At 49.5% G+C, this 17986-nt stretch carries 18 protein-coding genes; 4 read left to right on the top strand and 14 right to left on the bottom strand.

Going from position 1 to position 17986, the window contains the following annotated elements; all coding sequences use genetic code 11:
- Window positions 1-145 precede the first annotated feature (145 nt).
- On the top strand, window positions 146-379 hold the full coding sequence (locus tag MJ769_RS10085) for a ribbon-helix-helix domain-containing protein (RefSeq protein WP_239236889.1): 234 nt from the start codon (window positions 146-148) through the stop codon (window positions 377-379).
- Window positions 380-393: 14 nt separating this feature from the next.
- The gene (locus MJ769_RS10090; protein ID WP_239236890.1) at window positions 394-630 is read left to right on the top strand and encodes a type II toxin-antitoxin system RelE family toxin; all 237 of its coding nucleotides are present in this window, start codon (window positions 394-396) and stop codon (window positions 628-630) included.
- Between the two features lie 456 nt (window positions 631-1086).
- Here the strand turns inward: MJ769_RS10090 and MJ769_RS10095 are convergent, their stop codons facing one another.
- A complete protein-coding gene (locus MJ769_RS10095) occupies window positions 1087-2061 on the bottom strand; it encodes a helix-turn-helix transcriptional regulator (protein ID WP_239236891.1) in 975 nt (324 codons plus the stop codon).
- Between the two features lie 513 nt (window positions 2062-2574).
- On the opposite strand from MJ769_RS10095, the gene MJ769_RS10100 reads away from it, so the two are divergent.
- Window positions 2575-3021, top strand: a complete 447-nt coding sequence (locus MJ769_RS10100; RefSeq protein ID WP_239236892.1) for a hypothetical protein — start codon at window positions 2575-2577, stop codon at window positions 3019-3021.
- 204 nt (window positions 3022-3225) lie between these two features.
- Here the strand turns inward: MJ769_RS10100 and MJ769_RS10105 are convergent, their stop codons facing one another.
- The 5 genes from MJ769_RS10105 to MJ769_RS10125 all read right to left on the bottom strand — a co-directional run bounded on the left by MJ769_RS10105 (window position 3226) and on the right by MJ769_RS10125 (window position 12545).
- Entirely contained in the window at window positions 3226-5670 is a 2445-nt protein-coding gene (locus tag MJ769_RS10105; protein ID WP_239236893.1) for a DEAD/DEAH box helicase, read from the bottom strand.
- A gap of 111 nt (window positions 5671-5781) precedes the next feature.
- Window positions 5782-7083: a DUF3322 domain-containing protein gene (locus MJ769_RS10110; protein ID WP_239236894.1), complete on the bottom strand. Its 1302-nt coding sequence runs from the start codon at window positions 7081-7083 to the stop codon at window positions 5782-5784.
- Window positions 7080-10445: an ATP-binding protein gene (locus MJ769_RS10115; RefSeq protein ID WP_239236951.1), complete on the bottom strand. Its 3366-nt coding sequence runs from the start codon at window positions 10443-10445 to the stop codon at window positions 7080-7082. Before MJ769_RS10115 ends, MJ769_RS10110 begins: the two co-directional genes overlap by 4 nt.
- A 1-nt stretch (window position 10446) precedes the next feature.
- Window positions 10447-11088: a DUF4194 domain-containing protein gene (locus MJ769_RS10120; RefSeq protein WP_239236895.1), complete on the bottom strand. Its 642-nt coding sequence runs from the start codon at window positions 11086-11088 to the stop codon at window positions 10447-10449.
- Between the two features lie 2 nt (window positions 11089-11090).
- Window positions 11091-12545 (bottom strand): DUF3375 domain-containing protein, encoded by a 1455-nt coding sequence (locus MJ769_RS10125; RefSeq protein ID WP_239236896.1) that lies wholly within the window; start codon window positions 12543-12545, stop codon window positions 11091-11093.
- A 69-nt stretch (window positions 12546-12614) separates the two neighbouring features.
- Here MJ769_RS10125 and MJ769_RS10130 point away from each other — a divergent pair, with 69 nt between their 5' ends.
- The gene (locus MJ769_RS10130; RefSeq protein ID WP_239236897.1) at window positions 12615-12920 is read left to right on the top strand and encodes a hypothetical protein; all 306 of its coding nucleotides are present in this window, start codon (window positions 12615-12617) and stop codon (window positions 12918-12920) included.
- An 18-nt stretch (window positions 12921-12938) separates the two neighbouring features.
- On the opposite strand, the gene MJ769_RS10135 is transcribed toward MJ769_RS10130, so the two are convergent.
- From MJ769_RS10135 to MJ769_RS10170, 8 genes are all read right to left on the bottom strand, one after another.
- Window positions 12939-13115 (bottom strand): hypothetical protein, encoded by a 177-nt coding sequence (locus MJ769_RS10135; RefSeq protein WP_239236898.1) that lies wholly within the window; start codon window positions 13113-13115, stop codon window positions 12939-12941.
- On the bottom strand, window positions 13112-13627 hold the full coding sequence (locus MJ769_RS10140; protein ID WP_239236899.1) for a zeta toxin family protein: 516 nt from the start codon (window positions 13625-13627) through the stop codon (window positions 13112-13114). The genes MJ769_RS10135 and MJ769_RS10140 overlap by 4 nt, the downstream gene beginning before the upstream one ends.
- The gene (locus MJ769_RS10145; RefSeq protein WP_239236900.1) at window positions 13624-13926 is read right to left on the bottom strand and encodes a DUF3375 family protein; all 303 of its coding nucleotides are present in this window, start codon (window positions 13924-13926) and stop codon (window positions 13624-13626) included. The genes MJ769_RS10140 and MJ769_RS10145 overlap by 4 nt, the downstream gene beginning before the upstream one ends.
- Window positions 13927-14184: 258 nt before the next feature.
- The gene (locus MJ769_RS10150) at window positions 14185-15060 is read right to left on the bottom strand and encodes a DNA adenine methylase (RefSeq protein WP_239236901.1); all 876 of its coding nucleotides are present in this window, start codon (window positions 15058-15060) and stop codon (window positions 14185-14187) included.
- A 2-nt stretch (window positions 15061-15062) separates the two neighbouring features.
- Window positions 15063-16751 carry an AAA family ATPase gene (locus MJ769_RS10155; RefSeq protein ID WP_239236902.1) on the bottom strand — a complete coding sequence of 563 codons (1689 nt, stop codon included), beginning with the start codon at window positions 16749-16751 and terminating at the stop codon, window positions 15063-15065.
- A gap of 132 nt (window positions 16752-16883) precedes the next feature.
- Window positions 16884-17036 carry a hypothetical protein gene (locus MJ769_RS10160; RefSeq protein WP_239236903.1) on the bottom strand — a complete coding sequence of 51 codons (153 nt, stop codon included), beginning with the start codon at window positions 17034-17036 and terminating at the stop codon, window positions 16884-16886.
- 199 nt (window positions 17037-17235) lie between these two features.
- Window positions 17236-17559, bottom strand: coding sequence for a helix-turn-helix domain-containing protein (locus MJ769_RS10165; protein WP_239236904.1), 324 nt, complete (start codon window positions 17557-17559; stop codon window positions 17236-17238).
- Window positions 17537-17926, bottom strand: a complete 390-nt coding sequence (locus MJ769_RS10170) for a type II toxin-antitoxin system RelE/ParE family toxin (protein ID WP_239236905.1) — start codon at window positions 17924-17926, stop codon at window positions 17537-17539. The genes MJ769_RS10165 and MJ769_RS10170 overlap by 23 nt, the downstream gene beginning before the upstream one ends.
- Between the last annotated feature and the right edge of the window lie 60 nt (window positions 17927-17986).

Below are 17986 nucleotides of genomic sequence, written 5' to 3' on the forward strand. Positions count from 1 at the left end.
AACAATTTAACAATTTAACAATTTAACAATTTATTTTATTTATTTTATTGATTTTTTTTAAACAATTTACCCCTTAACTCTCTCAAATTGGAGTTATAACGTTATGACGCTGTAATGTTTCAAAGCAAAATGAAGGAATATGATTATGAGTAATTTATCGAAACGTTCAACAGTTTATTTTGAACCACATATCCACCAAGCTTTAAAGATGCGAGCTGCTTCTACGCATGTATCTGTATCAGAGTTAATTGATGAAGCTGTTCGTCTTTTGATGTGTGAGGATCAAGAAGATTTGAAAGCAGTTTCCAGTCGCGCTTCTGAAGAAGAAATGAGCTATGAAGAATTGCTCAACGACTTAAGAACGCATGGCCAAATATAAAATAACATTCAAAAATGTCTATAAGCAAGGATTTGCGAAACGTTCCGAAAGAAGACGTTCCCAAACTGCTTAAATGTATCGAATTTTTAGCTGATAACCCTCGCTCTGAAGGTTGTATAAAATTATCTGGTCAAGAAAATTATAGAGTGCAACAAGGTTCATATCGTATTGCCTATGAAATTAGAGATGAGGTTTTGGTTGTGAATGTAAACAAAGTTGCCCATCGCTCTGACGCCTACAAAAACAACTAATCGGGTAGCCGAGGGTATTTAATCGTTCAGAATCGATGATTTGGTTTGAAAGCGGACGCTCTTATCATGGCTACGGAACAGTTTTTTATTTCTTCGGAAGAATGGGTTAAGTTGATGGGCAGGCTGTTCCAGCTTACAGAATGCTTGGGGCCTTACAAATTACACAGTGAATGTAAAATGTAATACCCCGCACAGCATTCCTTTCAGCATTTTGACGACACAATGCTGCGAAAAGTTGTGTGTGTTTGCAATCATTATTAGAACAGCCCCCAACTCTCAATAAACCATATTCACAACAGCCAACACAATCCCCCCAAACATACATCCAAAAAACACCACCCGGTCTGGGTTGATTTTGATTTCTTTCCACATGGGTTTCTCCTTATTGATTGAATTTGGATAAGCCCATGATAATGAGGGTAGTAGCTCATGGCGTGAGCTACTTAAAAATTAATTTTAGGTTTTATATTGCACCAAAGTCGATTCAAGCAATTTTCGAACGTTATTTCTCATTTCCACAGGTGCTACAACTTCAACTTCAGTGCCATGTTTGAGTATGTCCATCAATAGTTCGCGGTCATCGGAATAAGGGACTTCCAGGCAGTAATATCCATCTTTATCAAAGCAGGATCGTTGCTCGGGATGCCATTGTTCTGTGGCGACCCATCGTGCCCGCAGTGGGGTGAACCTGAGTTTTGCCCAAGCCACCTTTGTGCCTGAGAAGATACCGTAGCCTTTTTCGAAGTATTCCTTGAATTCTTGTTGCGACAATTCTATTGCCGGTGCCGCCAGCAATTCCGCATGACGGATAGCATCAATAGAGAAACTACGGATTCCTTCTCTTAGATGACACCATGCATCGACGTACCAGTTATCCCGATAGAACAGAAGCTGCTGTGGTGAAATAATGCGGGTAATTTCTTGCCCGTTCTGGCGGTTGAAGTGATTTATTTGTAATTGCTTGCGTTGCAACGTTGCTGTGGCGATCGTCTCAAAACACTGAAGAGGCAAGGTGCGCCTGGTGGCGTGTTCTAACTTGATACGCTTCTCGACTTCTTCAACGCTATGGTCAGCACTGCCAATCAGGGCTTTAAGGCGGGTCTGCAAGGGTGCAATATGGCTGCTCAATAAACCATTGCCAAGATTTGCGAGCAGGTGTTGCATTGTCAGCAGGGCATGCACTTCTGATGCAGTGAACCACAGACCGGGCAAGGTAGAGGATTGGTCATTTGGATTGTCTGTTACATACCGATATCCTCGGGCTTTATGATCCCACTCGATGGGCATTTTCATTCGGTCACGCAGGTAATCCAGATCACGTTTAAACGTGGCCGGTGAAACCCCAAGATCTTCCAGAAAGACAGAAATGGGTACGACCCGACGTGAAATCAGCAGTTGCTCAATTTTGTAGAAACGTTCTGTCCGATTCATATGCTGTTCGCTTAAAGTTGCCTGTGGCACAAGGGTAACTCATGGCATGAGGTACCAGAATAAATTTCAGATTTTATATCTACGCCTCAGTAGACTCGAACAGTTTCTGGATGCATCCCATCAGTGCCATAGGTGCAATAACCTCGACTTCAGTGCCGTATTAGAGAAGGTCCATTAATAGTTCGCGGTTATCAGAATAAGGGGAAATCAATGGGAACAGTTGCCGACGAAGTGGCCCGAATGATTGCTAGTGTGAATTTCGGCAGATTTATACTACTGAAAATCATTTTTTGGATATGACAAATATGGGATAACGGTGTTTTTCATGCTGGACAAGGCATCGCTATAAGCGTCCAAAATATTGGTTTTGAAAATGGTTCCGCTTCGCCGCTATAGCTGTTAGATTGTAGCCGAGCGCCCATTTTATTGATTGAGCATGGCACCTAAGCCATGTAAAATTTCACCGAGATATAACAATTGAACAATTAACACATAGATCTTTGGGAGAACACCATGTTTACAAGAGAAAATCTGCTGGACCTTTTGAATGACGTAGATTCAAGGCACTCAACCTTGAAAAAACAATTTGAAATATTCCATTCGAATATTAAAGCCCAGCTAAGTAACTCAAAATTTTCCCTGCAAGGTGCCAAAGTAACATCACTTACTAATGATGAATTTAATATCGGGTTCGCTGGACATAAATTACGATTTAAGTTTTCAGCCGTTGCAGATCCTGGCTCTTCAATATTGTATGGTTATATATATTGCCACCTTGTGGATTTAGATGAGCCAAAGAAAATTTGGTTGATGGAACCCTTAAAGTTCAATGTCAGCGGATTATCTGATCTTGTCTTTCCAGAAAATGATAACGACAATTTAAATATAACGGATGATGCTGATGCGATTCATATAGTGCTGCATTGCCTATACCAAAGCCTGTCTCAAACGATAACCTGACATTTTGTACTTTAGACGTTCGTTAATCTGACTACTCACTCTGATTTTTAGGGAAACGCTGATTAATTCACAATCGTCGTTCCCGCGAAAGCGGGAACCCAGTTAAATCAATTAGCTGGATCCCCGCTTTCGCGGGGATGACGAATAAATCCGCGTTTTCTTAGTCGACTTCCAGCATCGCCGAGTATGCCATCCAGCCTGAAGCTACTTGCCCCGCAAAGCATCCGCCAACACTGAAAGCGCATCAGCAATTTTTTTTGCCCTCTCTGGTGGTGGCAAAGGCACTTTAAGGCTGCAGCTACCGGTCGCAGGATCATGTTCAATCCAAGGATGTGATGAGGTAGCGCCATCGTTAGCCGTTTTCAGCGCGGAGATTAACTGGAAGCCAATCTGCAATAGCGGCCCCCAAGGATCAGCGCCAGCTTGGCTTGGTGCTACATCATCAGCTTCCCGCGCCTCCACACCAGCATCAGTCTTGTCGTCGGCAGATACCGGCTCCGTCCCGGATGCGGAGGCCATGTTGCCTGCCTCTTCCGCCGGACTGACGGCCTCACCCTCGCCCATGTGGCCAGTGACATTCTCCACATCTTTCATAAACCGGTTGAGGCGTGAACCGCCAAGCGAAATCTCGCCCGTGCCGCCGTCGAGAATGCCTGCCGCAAGCGAGCGCTTAAACGCCAACACCGAGAGCATGCCTTCCTCGATCGTTCCCTTGGATACAAAATTGACGATCTGCACCGGTCGCTTTTGCCCCATGCGATGGATGCGCGCGATGCGTTGTTCGAGGATGGCCGGGTTCCAAGGCAAGTCCATGTTCACCAGCGTGGACGCGTGTTGCAGATTAAGCCCCGTGCTGCCGGCATCGGTCGAGAGGAACACCCGGCAGCCCGGATCATCGCGGAAACGCTCAATCAGCGCCGGACGTTTTTCGGACGGCACGCCGCCGTGAAAGCTGACGTAGCCAATGCCGCGCGCCTCCAACCGGCGGATGACAATATCGTGCGTCCGCGTCCACTGACTGAACACCACCGTCTTTGTTTCCGGTTGCACAAGCAGGCCGTCTAACAACGCGGCCAGTTCATCGGCCTTGACGCCGTGATCGGTTTCCTGATCGAGCAGATAAGTGCTGTTGCATGACATACGCATGTTCTGCAAGGCGCAGGTGAGCCGCCGCTGATCCGTGTCCGACAGGAATTTCATCCTGCGCCAGCGCTGCACGATTTTTACTACGATGTCGGCGTTCTCCTGATGGAGGATCATCTGCATCTCGGTCATCGGCACCAGCAAGTTCTGGTCGGTGCGTTCCGGCAACTGTTGCAGCACCTCGGACTTGCGTCGACGGATCATGACGGGCGCGAGCGTCTCACCGATCTTCTCCAACCCAGTATAACCCGTCACGCGTCCTGCCTCGTCTTTGACCTGATGCTCGTGCAGCAGCTTCCAGGTCGGGCCGAGGCGATGCTGGTCGACAAATTGGACAATTGAGATCAGCTCCTCCAGCTTGTTTTCCAGCGGCGTACCGGTCAACACGATGGCATAAGGACTGTCGATGCGCTTGAGCGCCTTCGCCGCGATGGTGTTCCAGTTCTTCACCCGCTGCGCCTCGTCAACGATCACCAGTTCCGGCGCCCAGAAAGTAATCAAATCCAGATCGGACTTGAGCTTCTCGTAGTTGGTGATCTTGCAAAAATCGTCCAGCGCATAGTCCTTCTGGCGTTGCACCAGACCGCCCGTAAGAACCCGCGACTCACGCCCGGCAAAGCGTGCGATCTCGCTCTGCCACTGGTACTTGAGCGAAGTCGGGCAAATCACCAGCACCTTGGATACTCCGAAATGCCGCGCCAGAATTTCAGCTGCCGCGATGGCTTGAATAGTCTTGCCCAAGCCCATCTCATCGCCGATCAGTGCACGTCCGGCACGCACCGCGAACAGCGCGCCCTCGGCCTGGTAGGCATAGAGCGGCGCCTTGAGCAGCTTCTTCAACGAGGGATCATTTGCGCCACGCGGGAACAGGCCATCCAACGCCGCCACCCGGCTCTCCGCATCGCGCTGTCCGGCGACAAAGTCGAGCGCATCGTCATAAGCGCGCAACTCGTGGCCAGTTTTCGCCACTGCCGCGACAAAGCGCCCCAATTCGCCAAAACAGTTCTCACGCAACACCCAGCCGCGTGACTCGTCAAACAGCAGCGCAGCCGCCTTGCTCACTGCCGCTGGACAATCCATCCCGGCGCGAAAATGAATAGCCCGACCAGAATCGTTTCTCAGATACAACTCGGAAAACTGCGGATGGTAACCGCGCGCAAACGCCGCCTTGGCACCGCGTTTCTTTTCCAGCTTTGCCAGAGTAAATTCGATGTGCTTGCAAGTGCCCAGCTCATTGGTCGCATAATCCGGACAAGAACAGAAATTGTCGCCCGGACGCAACCCGCGAATCGCCACGCGATAGCTGCTCTTGGACTGTGGATTGCCGATACGATAATCCGAGAAAAATGGTTCGGCTCCAAGACATTCCAGATCAAACGACTGTTCGCGCCCAAACTGGCGTCGCAACGCGCGCTGCCAGTCGACTGGTGTAATATCAGCCGGAGCATGGGTTCTGGATAGCCTGGGTTCCTTGATTGATTTGCTCGTATTGCGCTTCGCTTTCATGATGCTCCGCCCTTTCAGAAAAAACTCTCTTAATGGATCGATCTTACAACCCATGACCCTATTGTAGTGGCCAAGTAATTTCGGACAAAACGATAGAGCACTTGTTACAATTCATCGACTATCTGAAAGCCTTTCTAATGCCGTTTCGAGCCACCCAAAGCCGATTACTTCTTGCTCTAGCCGAATATTTTTACGTATCCGGTTATCACGCAAGTCGTTATAAAGAGAAAGCTCTTCGGGGGTGAGTCTAGGCAAGTCGCGCTGAGTTTGCTTCTCTTCCACGCCCCAGAGCGGCTCGAATTTAAGTAAAGTGGCTCGATCCATCAATAACGATTCCACGTGTGCGAACTGGTTGCGCAGTTGATCGAGAATTGCGAAACCGTGTGTATCAATATCACCCCAATAATAAATACGACAGCGCAATAACCAATTGGCCTGTCTCGACATTTCAAATCCATACCCGGAACCAAAGATTACCAAGCTGTCCTTTAACAGTGGAAAGGCTAAAAAATTGATCTCATTTTCAATAATAAAAACCTGTGTAACCAGTGGATTGAGCTGAGCGAAGCTTGCGGCATCAAGCGTGATGTCTTGACCATGTGTGCTTAGAATTTGATTAGGGAAATACTGAATAAGTCCCTCCGTTCGGGCTGAGCCTGTCGAAGCAATTTTCAAGCTATTGATTTGCGTGGTGTTCGTTTCGACAAGCTCAACGCGAACGGACTTGTTCAGCGTAGCCTTAGGATCAAGCAAACGAAATCGAATGCGCAGCGGCTTGTCGCGAAATCCGTAGCGCGTTGCAAAGCCGCTCGCGCCAGTCGCGGTAAAGTCAATCGTTTCGGGGTCTAAAACCCTATCAAACAATTCAGTCAGTACACTGCGATGTGCTTCAATGAATTTGCTGTGTACACCCGGAATGTCGATCTGTCTCAGATAAACGCCTGGCCTGGGATGAGCCCGCATCCAAGCGACAATCCCCAGCAACCGACTCCAGTCATCTGCTAAATCGAGCGCGCGCATGGGACGTCTAGCTAGCCAGTCCAACAGTTTTGGCTGAAATTGTTTTGTCTCTTCTATCAAAGCAACAAATCGGGCAACCTCTTTACGCTTGGATATGAATGTTGCGGCAACATCGAAGCTATCGATCCACACCTCGGCGGGAATGGAGTTCGTCCCTAAAATACGGTGGTTGAACGCCCGCGTCTCCACCCGACAGTGCGGAACGGCTCGAATCTCTCCGACCCATGCTCGAACCTCGTCAAAACGATCAGCCATCTCAGTCGAGGTGGGACATTTGAGTATCAAGCGTCGCGGGAACAGTGGTGCCCCTGTGACAAGGCTGGACAGCATATCCCCTCGTTCCCACAGCTTTTCTAGCTGAGTCCGGAAGTCTTTCGGTCTTGTCCAGCTCATCCCGAAATTTTCGCCTTCTCTGCGCGATACTCCTCAATCAAAAGATTGCGCAGCTTGGAAGCGCGACCCTCTTCGTTTTGAACGAAACCGACGCTGGACACGAAAGGTTCGATGATATGAATCTTCTGTAAAGGCGTGATAATCAAGAGTTGCAAGTTGAGTTGGGCGAACAGGCGCAAACCATACTGCGCGGACTCGTCAGAGCCTCGTCCGAAAGCTTCGTCGATCACCACAAACCGGAAGGAACGCGATCGCACTGCTCCCCATTCAAGACCGAACTGATAGGCCAGACTCGCGGCAAGAATGGTGTAAGCCAGCTTCTCTTTTTGTCCGCCCGATTTGCCGCCCGAGTCAGAATAATGTTCGTGCTCCTTACCGTCCTCGCGCCAGCGTTCACTGGCTGCGAACACAAACCAGTTGCGCACATCGGTTACTTTGGTTGCCCAGCGCCGATCTTGCTCAGAGATGCCTTCACGCCCGCGAAAACGCTCAATGATAAGCTTCACTTGCAGGAATTTTGCTTCTGAATATTGGCTATCGTCTGAACCCGTGATTGCTCCTTCCGTACAGGCGCGCAGTTCAGTTTGAAAATCACGGATGTCGGCATCCGGCGTAGGCTGAGCTTCAAGCTGTATGAAACGCCCCGTGTTGTAGTCGATCCCCGTGAGCGATTCGTTGATGCGTGCGATACGCTCCTTGATCGTTTCTCGCTCGCGCGCCAACTGCGATTGAAAGTTGGCGACTTCGCGTATCGTATTTTCGTTCAGCAATTCTTTGAAGCGCGCCTCAAAACGCGGCAAGTCGTCGGCCTGTAGTGCATCGAGCATGGCGCGATATTCGTAAACAGCTTCGATGTTGGCATCTACCTCTGAGGTCTCCAATTTGAACGCTTCTTTGTAGGCTGCCATCGCTTGAATGATTTTGTCGCGCAAACGTTTGAGTTTTGCATCCTCTGCATTGATTTTGACTTGTAACCACTCACGCAAATCCCGCTCACGGTTATCACACGATTCAACCGTGAGCTGATGCTCACCCAACGCTTCGCCACGGATCGTATCCAGGCGCTCAAAGCGCGCTGAGTGAATTGCATAGGCCGGTTCATCCAGTATTGCTTGCGTTTGCAGCCGCAATGCTTCGGCGTCTATTTTTTTCTGCTCTGCTTTGGATCGCTTGTCTTTGTGTTCTTCAAGCTGTTCTTCCGTGGCGATTAATGTTGCCTCAATAGCACCCAACCGTTCAGCCAGTTGCTTTAGCACGTCGGAAGCCGACTCCAGCTTTTTCTTTTCATCGATTAACGCCGCCACTTCTAGTACTAGGGGCCGCCAGTCAATTTCACGAAAATCGGCAAACACTTCCAGCTTCGAAAGCACCGTGATGAATGCTTGAAGCTCTCTACGAGTTGATTCAATCTTCCCAATAAGGCTGCCCAACTCGCCCAGGCGTTTCTCCAAACTTCTGGCTTTATCTTCAAGCGCAGCGATCTTGGCTGCATTGGTCCAGCCCAACACGTAACGACTACGATCATCCAAACGATGACGGTCGTCCTTCTCGTGCCTTTCACCCCCTGCCTTGATTTGTCCTGCACGCGTGATCGCCCGCGTCTCGCGGCGAAATTGCTCTTGAGTGACGCAGCAGGCCACGTCAAAACGATGTGCCAGTTCACGTTCCAGCCAATCGTAAAAGCCAGAGTCAGGCTTAATCGCCAGCTTGCGCGCCAAAGAGTCGCGGTGCAGGCTGGGCAAATCAGCCCGAGAATTCTGACGTATACGGAAATAAACCAAACGACCTTTCAGGTGCGTTTTATCAACCCACTCAGCGACCGCTGCATAGCGTTCATCCGGTACCAGCAAAGACAAACCGAAGCTGCGCAGCAGCCTTTCGCCCGCGCCTTCCCAGTCACGCTCTTCTTCACGTACCTGGAGCAACTCGCCAGCGAAGGACATCTCCTCTTCAGACAAGTTGAGTGCCTTGCATAAGGCTGCCCGCATGGCCACTTGTTCCGATGGAATATTGCTGAGTCGCGCTTTCAGACTGCTGATCTCGGCAGTCAACGCGTCATGCTCTTGCTTACCTTGCCGCAAGCTCACGCTGTGCTCAGTCAAATTGTTTTGCAGGCTGGCATCTCGCGCCCGCGTGGTTTCAGCCGATGCAATAAATCGTTGCCGTTGCCGCAAAAATTCGTCCTCATCCGCTGCGGGACTTTCAGCTACGGCGCGCACCAGCTCGGCGTAATGCTGCGCCTTGCGTTCACGCACCTCGCGCTCCTGTTCCTTCTTGTTGATCTCAATCGTCAGCCGTTCCACACGGTCGCCGCCGTTATCGGCAATGCTGCGTTTGAGCTCAGCCACTTCAACGCGCTGTGCATCACGTTGTGCTTCAACACGTTTGACCTGGGTATCTTGTCTTGTCCATTCCTCCAGCAAGTTAGCTGCGCGTTTTTCCAACAAGCCAAGTTTCAATCCCGCGAAGTAGGGACTAAGCGCGTCGCGGCAAGCGCGAAACTCATCAACCAAAGTAACCAGCGACGCATGACGATCGCCGTCTGCAACCAACGGGGACAGCATCTCAACTTGCCGTTTGGCTTTAAGCACGGCCTCGTGTGCGCGATTGAGATCATCGAAGTGGCCAATCAAAGCGCTAATTCGTGGCGCAACGTCAAATGGTTCCAGCATATGACTGCGCACAAAATCAGTGAGATTACCCACCGATTTCATTGACACGGTTTGATGAAATAACTCCAGTGCCTGTTCGTTTTCAATGCCAAAGCGACGCCGAAACCATGCCCCGTAAGGTGGAAAACTGTCAAATATGTCCGCGCCCATTCCTCTCAGTTTTTTCCTGAGCTGAACGATGTCTGTACCGAAATGTGCAAAGTCAGCTGTAATCGACAACGCCTTTTCTGCACAGACAAAGAAGCGCGCAGGCTGTGCTTGGGCATCCTTCATCCAGAATACCTGTGCCAGCGTCACCGTTTGGTCATAGCCCGCGTTATGAAAAACGCCCAGAATTACCGAATAATTATTGTGGTCACGCAACGCCACCGGCTTGGCCGTTCCACTCACCTCATTGCGCTCGGACTTGTAATGCCCAAGCACATAAGAGCGCAACGTGCGCTCTTTGTTGTCAGCACCGGCAGCCTTGTTGTATGCGATACGATGCGCCGGAACCAATAATGTAGTAACGGCATCTACCAGCGTGGATTTCCCCGATCCAATGTCCCCCGTGAGCAAGGCATTCTTACCGTCGAGGTTCAGCGTCCATACCCGTGCATCGAAAGTGCCCCAGTTAAACACTTCCAAGCGGTGCAAGCGGAATCCGGATAGCGCATCATCGCTGACAAAATCCAGCTCCATTGATTGCATCTTACTCACTGGAATCACCTGCCGAAGTTGCATTGATCTGCACCTGATACGCTGACAGTCGCGTATCAAAATCATTCAGCCATTGCGCATCTACAAAGGCTTTGATGATGCGACGCACCTCGAATGCTGCGGGTTGTCCTGCGCCAGTTTTAAGCTTGCGCAAAAATCCCAACTCGACAATCTTGTTGAGATGCGTCTCAATCTGGTCGATGAGCTTCGCCTCATTACTGCTATCGGGCAAGAACACGCGAACCAGCTCGACGAGTTGATCACGAGTCAATACGAGGCGTGTGTCACCCCCGCTTGCATCGAACTCGGCCAATTTCTTGCGCAACAGTGCCAGCAGCAAGCTCACCGGAAAAGTCAGCGGACGGCGCACCACCAGTCGCGGTAGCTTGGCAACACCTTCGCCTTCAACTTCCAAACGTGCTCGCAAGAATGCATACCCCTCGGACTCGTCCAGCACCAATTCCAGGCCCAACACCGTCACATAATCACGCACGCGAGCTTGCAGACTGAGCAAGGCATTCCAAAGGCTGGCATCACCTTCCTGGTAGATCACGCCTTTGAGTAACGTGATGACCAAGGCTGATAACGCATTCGTTGCAGCGGCATTTTCTGGTTGAAGTTCTTGCTCTGCCATACTCATCTCACAAAAATAACACGCGGCAACCGTGCCCGCTTCGCGTGTTCTTGTCCATCCGATTCATCTCTGCGCCAGCAAATTTCATCGGTCACCTCTTCGTACACCACGGCCTTGAAAGTGTCACCCGCAAGCTGGAGATAGGCCACCAGCTCTGCCAGTCCGCGTTGTAGCGGCTGCATTTCGCACAGCTCACACAACGTAACTTGTGAGCGATCCTGCAAAGCATGTCGAATATGTCTAACCAGTTGCGCTTTATCAATAACGACTTGCGAGTACAAGGCGCCGGCATCTATATCGACATCACCCGCTTCCAACACGATATCGGCGATTTGTGGTTTGACGGAAGGCGTGTGTAGTGGTCGTTCCATCGGTAACTCGATATCAGCGGCAGAATCTGCAATGTCCATCATCACACCTGACGGCTGAGATTCGCGTACTGCCAACGCTTTAGTTTCGATACCGTGCAAAATATCCATGATACGGCGGTTTTCCAACCAGGCCTGGTCGTCCAGAAAACGCCGCAATTGTTGCGAAAGTTGGGCAACAGTGCGCTGCGTATGCTCACCCGCCTCCAACCAATCATAATGGACACGACGTGTTCGGCTGTCAGGCTTGAGTTCAATGACTGGGGGCAAGGCCAACACCCGCTCAAGCAATACCGACAGCTCCTCCTGCCGCCGACTGGACATCAAAAAATCCCAGAATGCGCGAAAACTGCGCCCCTGGTCCGAGTCGGAAATGGCATCTCGCTCGCCCATGATCTCTTCCAGTAGCGTTCCTTTTGAGCCTTGCCACAGTGCGATGCGCTCCCGCACGCGCCGATCCAAACCACGAAAATTATGCTCTACCTCACGAAAATCGCTTAGCAGCTCTCGCGCCAATTGCGTGAATTGCTGAAAGCGATCTTTCAATGCGGTGTTATCTAACAGCGGAATATCACCCGATAATATTTGTTCGATTTCCCTGTCAATTTCATCACGCCGCTTGTGTAATTCAGCAACACGCGTTTGAGGATCAGATTCAGATCCCTCACTCATCTGCTTAAGCAATTCGAACAGGGTAAGCAAGCGCGACTCAGTGCCAACAAAGCTGCGCTGAGTGAGCGTTGCCAGCCAAGTAATCGCTTTTTCGGTTGGCGGAGAAAGATCGAAATTCGGTTCATCCGAACCTTGAACATAGAATTTGCGTAACCACCCCTTGTCAGTGCTCGCCCAGTCGTTGAGGTACTCAATTGCAGACTTTGGAAAAGCATCTGAGCCTAAACTCTCGCGCAAGGCAAACAGTTCATCTTCAAGTGACTCAGCCAAATCAGCTTGCGCCATAACACGCACATTTGGCACGATAAACACTCGCTGCAAAAAACTCGCTACCAAAGGTGCGTGATCCGAGCGCAACAAACGCCACGCCGGATGGCTTTGGCGCAATAGATCAAGAGTGGAAAAGTCGAAATTCATTGAAAATTTAGTTCACGTTTTTTAAGCAACTGCCATTACACATAGGCATCATCAACTTCACAAGTCCTGATGGCATCCAAACTGCCCTGCCCTGATATCCAGCATCATATTGGCCGCAATCGCGGTATGCGGGTTCAGCACATACCGCTGATGAACGCACCCATCAGCCGCGTCTTGCCCACCCCCGTAGCGAGCGCAAAACACAGAGAAGGAAATTCGCGCTCGAAATTTTTGACCGATGGAAAGTCACTGCAAATGATCTTCAGCGCAACAGCAATGTCCGCATCTCTGCTGCGGCAAAATTTCAGTAATGCGACCCAGTATCTTCAGCAAAATGGCGTTGCGGCGCGCGTAAACTCAATCTCCCTGCAATAGCGTTAACATGACGGTTCATCAGGGCTTTTGCTCCCCGCTTGGCTTCACACGCACACACTTCCCATTCCGCAAGACGATAAGCTCAGTATTCGTGCTGGCCGCTACTTGTGCCGCTCGTTTTGCAGCACGGCGGATTGCGACCCAGGAACCCATCAAATCAGGATCTTTTGCGAGTTCTATTTTTTTCTGGTTCATGGCTTTTCTCCCCAATTAGTCAACACTGGCTCATCGCCCGCATTGTTATACATGGCCCAAGCATCCACTGCATCTCGATAGCGCTGCTCAAAATTGCTCATTCCCGCCGTAAAACGTCTGCGGATTACATCACTCGGCACATTATGCCCACCTTGGCGAACACGCTCAGCTACTCGGTCAATCGCCATTTGCGCGTTGGGCAATGACAGAAAAATCAGCGTGACGTGGTAACCGGCCTCACGCCAGCGGCGAATGCGGCGCACATAAATCAAACCTGAAAGCGTCGTCTCGAATGCAAAACTTTCGCCGCGATGTTCAAGTTCTGTGATGCTTTCCAGCATGATACGCGCAGCCTTCATCGCAGCAACATCCGGCGCAAATGGCGACAATCCCGCCGCAATCAAGTCCGCATTCACGAACTGCGGACATCCTGCCTCATTGGGCAAAAATTCACGCGCAAAAGTCGTTTTCCCCGCCCCATTCGGCCCGGCAATAATGATAATTTTCTTCATGACAGCGACCAACGCAGAGGATATATTCTCAATCCTAAAAACCCTTCTGGGGCTGCTATGTCGTTGAGGTACTCAAGTGCAGACTTGGGAAAAGCATCTGAGCCTAAACTCTCGCGCAAGGCAAACTGTTCGTCTTCAATTGATTCTGCCAAATCAGCTTGCGCCATAACGCGTACGTTCGGCACGATAAACACCCGCTGCAAAAAACTCTCCCCCAGCGGTGCATGATCCGAGTGCAACAAACGCCTCGCCGGATGGCTTTGGCGCAATAGATCAAGCGTGGAAAAGTCGAAATTCATTTAAAATTCAATTCAGGTTTTTGAGCAACTGCCATTACACATATAGCGTCATTAAACTTCGCAAGTCCTGATACATCCACACCGCCCTGCCGTGCCATCCAACATCATATTAGCCCAATCACGGTATGCGGGATTAGCACATAGTGCCTTCTATCAGATTGCTGGCCTTCAGCTTCAGCTTAGGCTGGTTCTGTTTGCTTTTCCAGATGAGTTCTAGTTTTTGTTTGTTGCTCATTAACCTATCGAATGTAGCGGCTGTCAGGCGACTGCTTTGGTTTGCGGGATAGCCTCATCGGGAACAACAATGTTCTGACTGAAAAACATCACCTCGCTGCCGACATATCGCCGTTGCGCCGTGTAATTCAACCCATAACTAAGTGACTTGCTTAGCTGATACATGGCGCAAATTTCCTCGACATTGTCGTAAGACACCACCCAACGCGACTTGAATTGCTTCCTCTGGATTGTTTTGGCAATGGCGACATGATCGTCATGCACATAATAGTTTCGGTACAATCCTTTGCCTTTGACGTAATAAGGCGGGTCGAGATAGATCAAGGATTTCTTCGGAAGAAATTCAGAACACCTGTTTAAGAGATGCAGTGAATCTTCGCAATACACTGTAATGTCGTTCGCTCGCTTGGCAATTGATTGGATGCGTGCAGCAACTACATCTTTCTTGAATCGCGCATCCAGCTTGTAATTACCATGTTGATTTTTGCCGCCGATGACCCCCGCCTTCAGAATCCCGGAACGATTCGTTCTGTTCATGAACAAGGTCGCAAAACCCTTCTCAACCAAACTAGCCTTACAGTCCTCACGGAGAACCGAGCGCCACTTGTACCATTCCTCAATCGTGATAGGCGTGGACTCAAGCAGCTCTAAAACTGCACCAGAATGCTTGGTAACGGAGACCCAAAAAGCATAAACCGCAGGGTCAGCATCATTGATATGGATATGGCTGGCATGACCATGAAACAACAATTCCAGCGCTACACCGGCTCCACCCGCATATGGCTCCAGGTAATGACCACCTCCAACGCCATTGACCTCCATCACCTTGGCAATGAAAGGGGCGAATGGTGCTTTTCCGCCAGGGTAGCGCAAGGGGCTGTACAGTCTATTTGAGAACATCTCTATACCTTCTTAAACTTCACTTCCAGTGCGGTCAACTTGGCCACATCCACGGCGTAACCATTCTTCATCACACCGTGGATAGCTTCCTTGAATTTTGTCAGAAACGCATTGCTGGCATCTGGATTGTTTTCGACCCAATGTTTCCACGGGTTATGGGGTTTTGCGCCAGAGGTGACCAGCTTCTGGAATTCGGCATCCTTGTAAAACCGTTTGAAAATTTCTCGTGGGGTCTTATCCCCCCTATACGCAGCCAAGTGTTCCTTTACATCAACGCTTTTTCCGCTGATGACAAACTCCCTTATTACCTCAGCCGCATAATTGGTGAACACATCCCGCGTGAACTGCAAGTCGTTCTTCCAGAAATCGTGACTGGCAGGAAGATTGTACAGGTGCTCGAAAATCAACTGATCGGGTGGCAAATTTCCAGGCAAAAGGACAATCGTCCTGAAGTTCTTGCCTTTGACCATTTGAGCAGCATCCGAATCCAGACAGATGATGCCTTTCTCAGCGAATTCAGGCACTTTACTCTTTATCAAATTCAAGTAGTTGCCGCATCCAAGCGTCGCCTCTGTCATCAAAGTCATGAACTTCTTTACTGGCTGCCTGATCATCAGTGCAGCAAAGAAATCTGCGGCCTCTTTGTCCTCGAAATAGACATTGACGTTCGGCAAAGTTGTGCCAGATATTGTGGCAACAGTTTTCGTGTTTATGTCCGCACTGATTTGCACCCAGGACCAATCCTGCATCACCTGAACAGTACCAAAAGTGTTGCTCAGGTAAACCGTCTTGAATTTTTTCCTGAACTTCTGACTTTGCTCAAACGCATATTCAATCAAGGTCGGTGAGTGCGATGTCATGACAACCTGAAGATTCAAGCTCTTGCACTTCCGATCAAGCATCTTCAATAAATTCACCTGCGCAGTAGGGAACAATCCCGCATCAGCCTCATCAATCAGTAGTAACCCGCCTTTGTAGTCGGGGTATTCTTCTTTCAATTTTCTGAAAGACATTAGCGCCAAGATGATCTGACCAGCATTATCCTCGCCTGCGGAAACAGACTCGTGGTCATAATTGTCGCCATGCGCTACGGCTGAACTGATCGTTCCATCCGTACCTGTGGCATGAGATGAACCACGATTGAGAAGCTCATTGGTGAGCCCTATGAATTCTTGCTTGTGCTGTTTCAGGTAATTAAAGTCACAGGTCTTGTACTTTCTGTCCGCAATCGGGAAGAGACGCTTCAAACTCAGGAAAATGACAGGATGCGTGAAGTTTCTACTCGCCAGGTCGCTAGTCGGCGCCGTACTGTTTTTTCTGACCACGGGTCTGGGTAACTTGCCTCGTTTATCAAGTTGTAAAGTGGCTGTTGCTGGCTGATTGGTATATCCATCAAAAAGTTCGATATTAACCGTCATGGAACCAGGAACATCAAACTTACCAGAGATTCTGAAGTGCTCGCTGTATTGGGACTTGAAAGAGCCGCCAGCAATTTGCTGAAAAGAAAGAGCTTCATCTTTAATGTAGTCTTTTTCAAAATTGAAAATTTGCGCAGCTATGCCAAGAATGGATGACTTGGATGTTCCATTCTTCCCGCATATGACTGTGATGTGATCGCCGAACTCAATCTCCACATTGTCTAGTGCGCGGAATTTTTCAATTATCAGCTTGTTTAGTTGAGTCTTTGACATTCCAAACATCCTCTCCGTCCCCCTCAATTCCTATCAGAATGCCCATCCCAGCTGTTGCATGAATTTTTCAAGGTCAATGCAGGGCACATTGAAAGCGACGGGTTCACTCTTCATTTCAGTACCCCAATACCATTACAAAGAGGAATTATCCTCTAAAGCAGGAAAACTTAGGCCTTCAATTTCCTGCAACGACTTACCCGCAATCCCCTGCAAATCCCCATACATCCCCACCGTCGCCCCCATCACCCGCATAATCTGCTCTTCTCGCTTGGCCCATTGCTTCATGATGACTTTTCTTTCATAAAATTGCTGTGCCGTTTCCAAATCATATAAAAAGCATTTGAATTATATGTGTTTTTTTAGATATGCCGTTTTCGAGTCAAGTAAAAATCCTAGCCCCAATAAGGCAGATATTAAGTGAATTTAGACGATTTCGAATGTGGGTCTTTACGTTTGATGCGCCCGCTATCCACGGCATCCCGAATTAAAGAACAGCTTCCAGCCCTTTGCGCTCCAAGAGATTGAGCAACTTCAGTGACGGTCCACTGGGATGCTTCTCGCCGATTTCCCATTTACGCACTGTCGATAGGCTGGTGTTCAACACTGCGGCAAGCACCGACTGGCTTAACTGTAGATGGTCGCGTAGCGCGCGGATTTTCTCGCTGTCGTAGGCTGGTATCGGGTCAAGACACAGCAAGTCGAACTTGCGCATTTTGCGTTTGTCGATAAAACCCAGTCGGCTCAGATCACTGGCCGTCTCATGCACGGCTTCTAAAATTTGGCTTCTAGTTCTGGTTTTTTTTGTCATGGCAAATCTCCTGTAACGCACCTGCTTCAATTGCCTCATCAAGCTGCCGGCCTGTTCTGGCCAGCAACTGTTCAGCGATGTCCCGCAACGCCTCCAGTTCATCGTCCGCGATGTTGGCGCGCTCATTTTTCTCAAACCCGAAGACGAAGAACCATCTGTTTCCCTTATTGATCGCAACCAGTGTTCTGGCGCCGCCACGCTTGCCCCGGCCTGCAAGCCCGATGCGTTTTTTTACAACATCGCCACCGAGGTCGGCATCGATCAGCCCCTTAACCATTTCTTCCACCGCATTTGATAACGCGTTGTCTGTTAACTCTGTTTTTCGCATCCAGCGACTAAAATGGCGGGTTTTGAAAACTCGTTTCATTTGTTAATTGTGCCACTTAGTGGCATAGTTGTCCATTGGTTCTCGCGGACGAAAACATCA

This window comes from Candidatus Nitrotoga sp. BS, assembly GCF_927797785.1.
Lineage (GTDB): Bacteria > Pseudomonadota > Gammaproteobacteria > Burkholderiales > Gallionellaceae > Nitrotoga.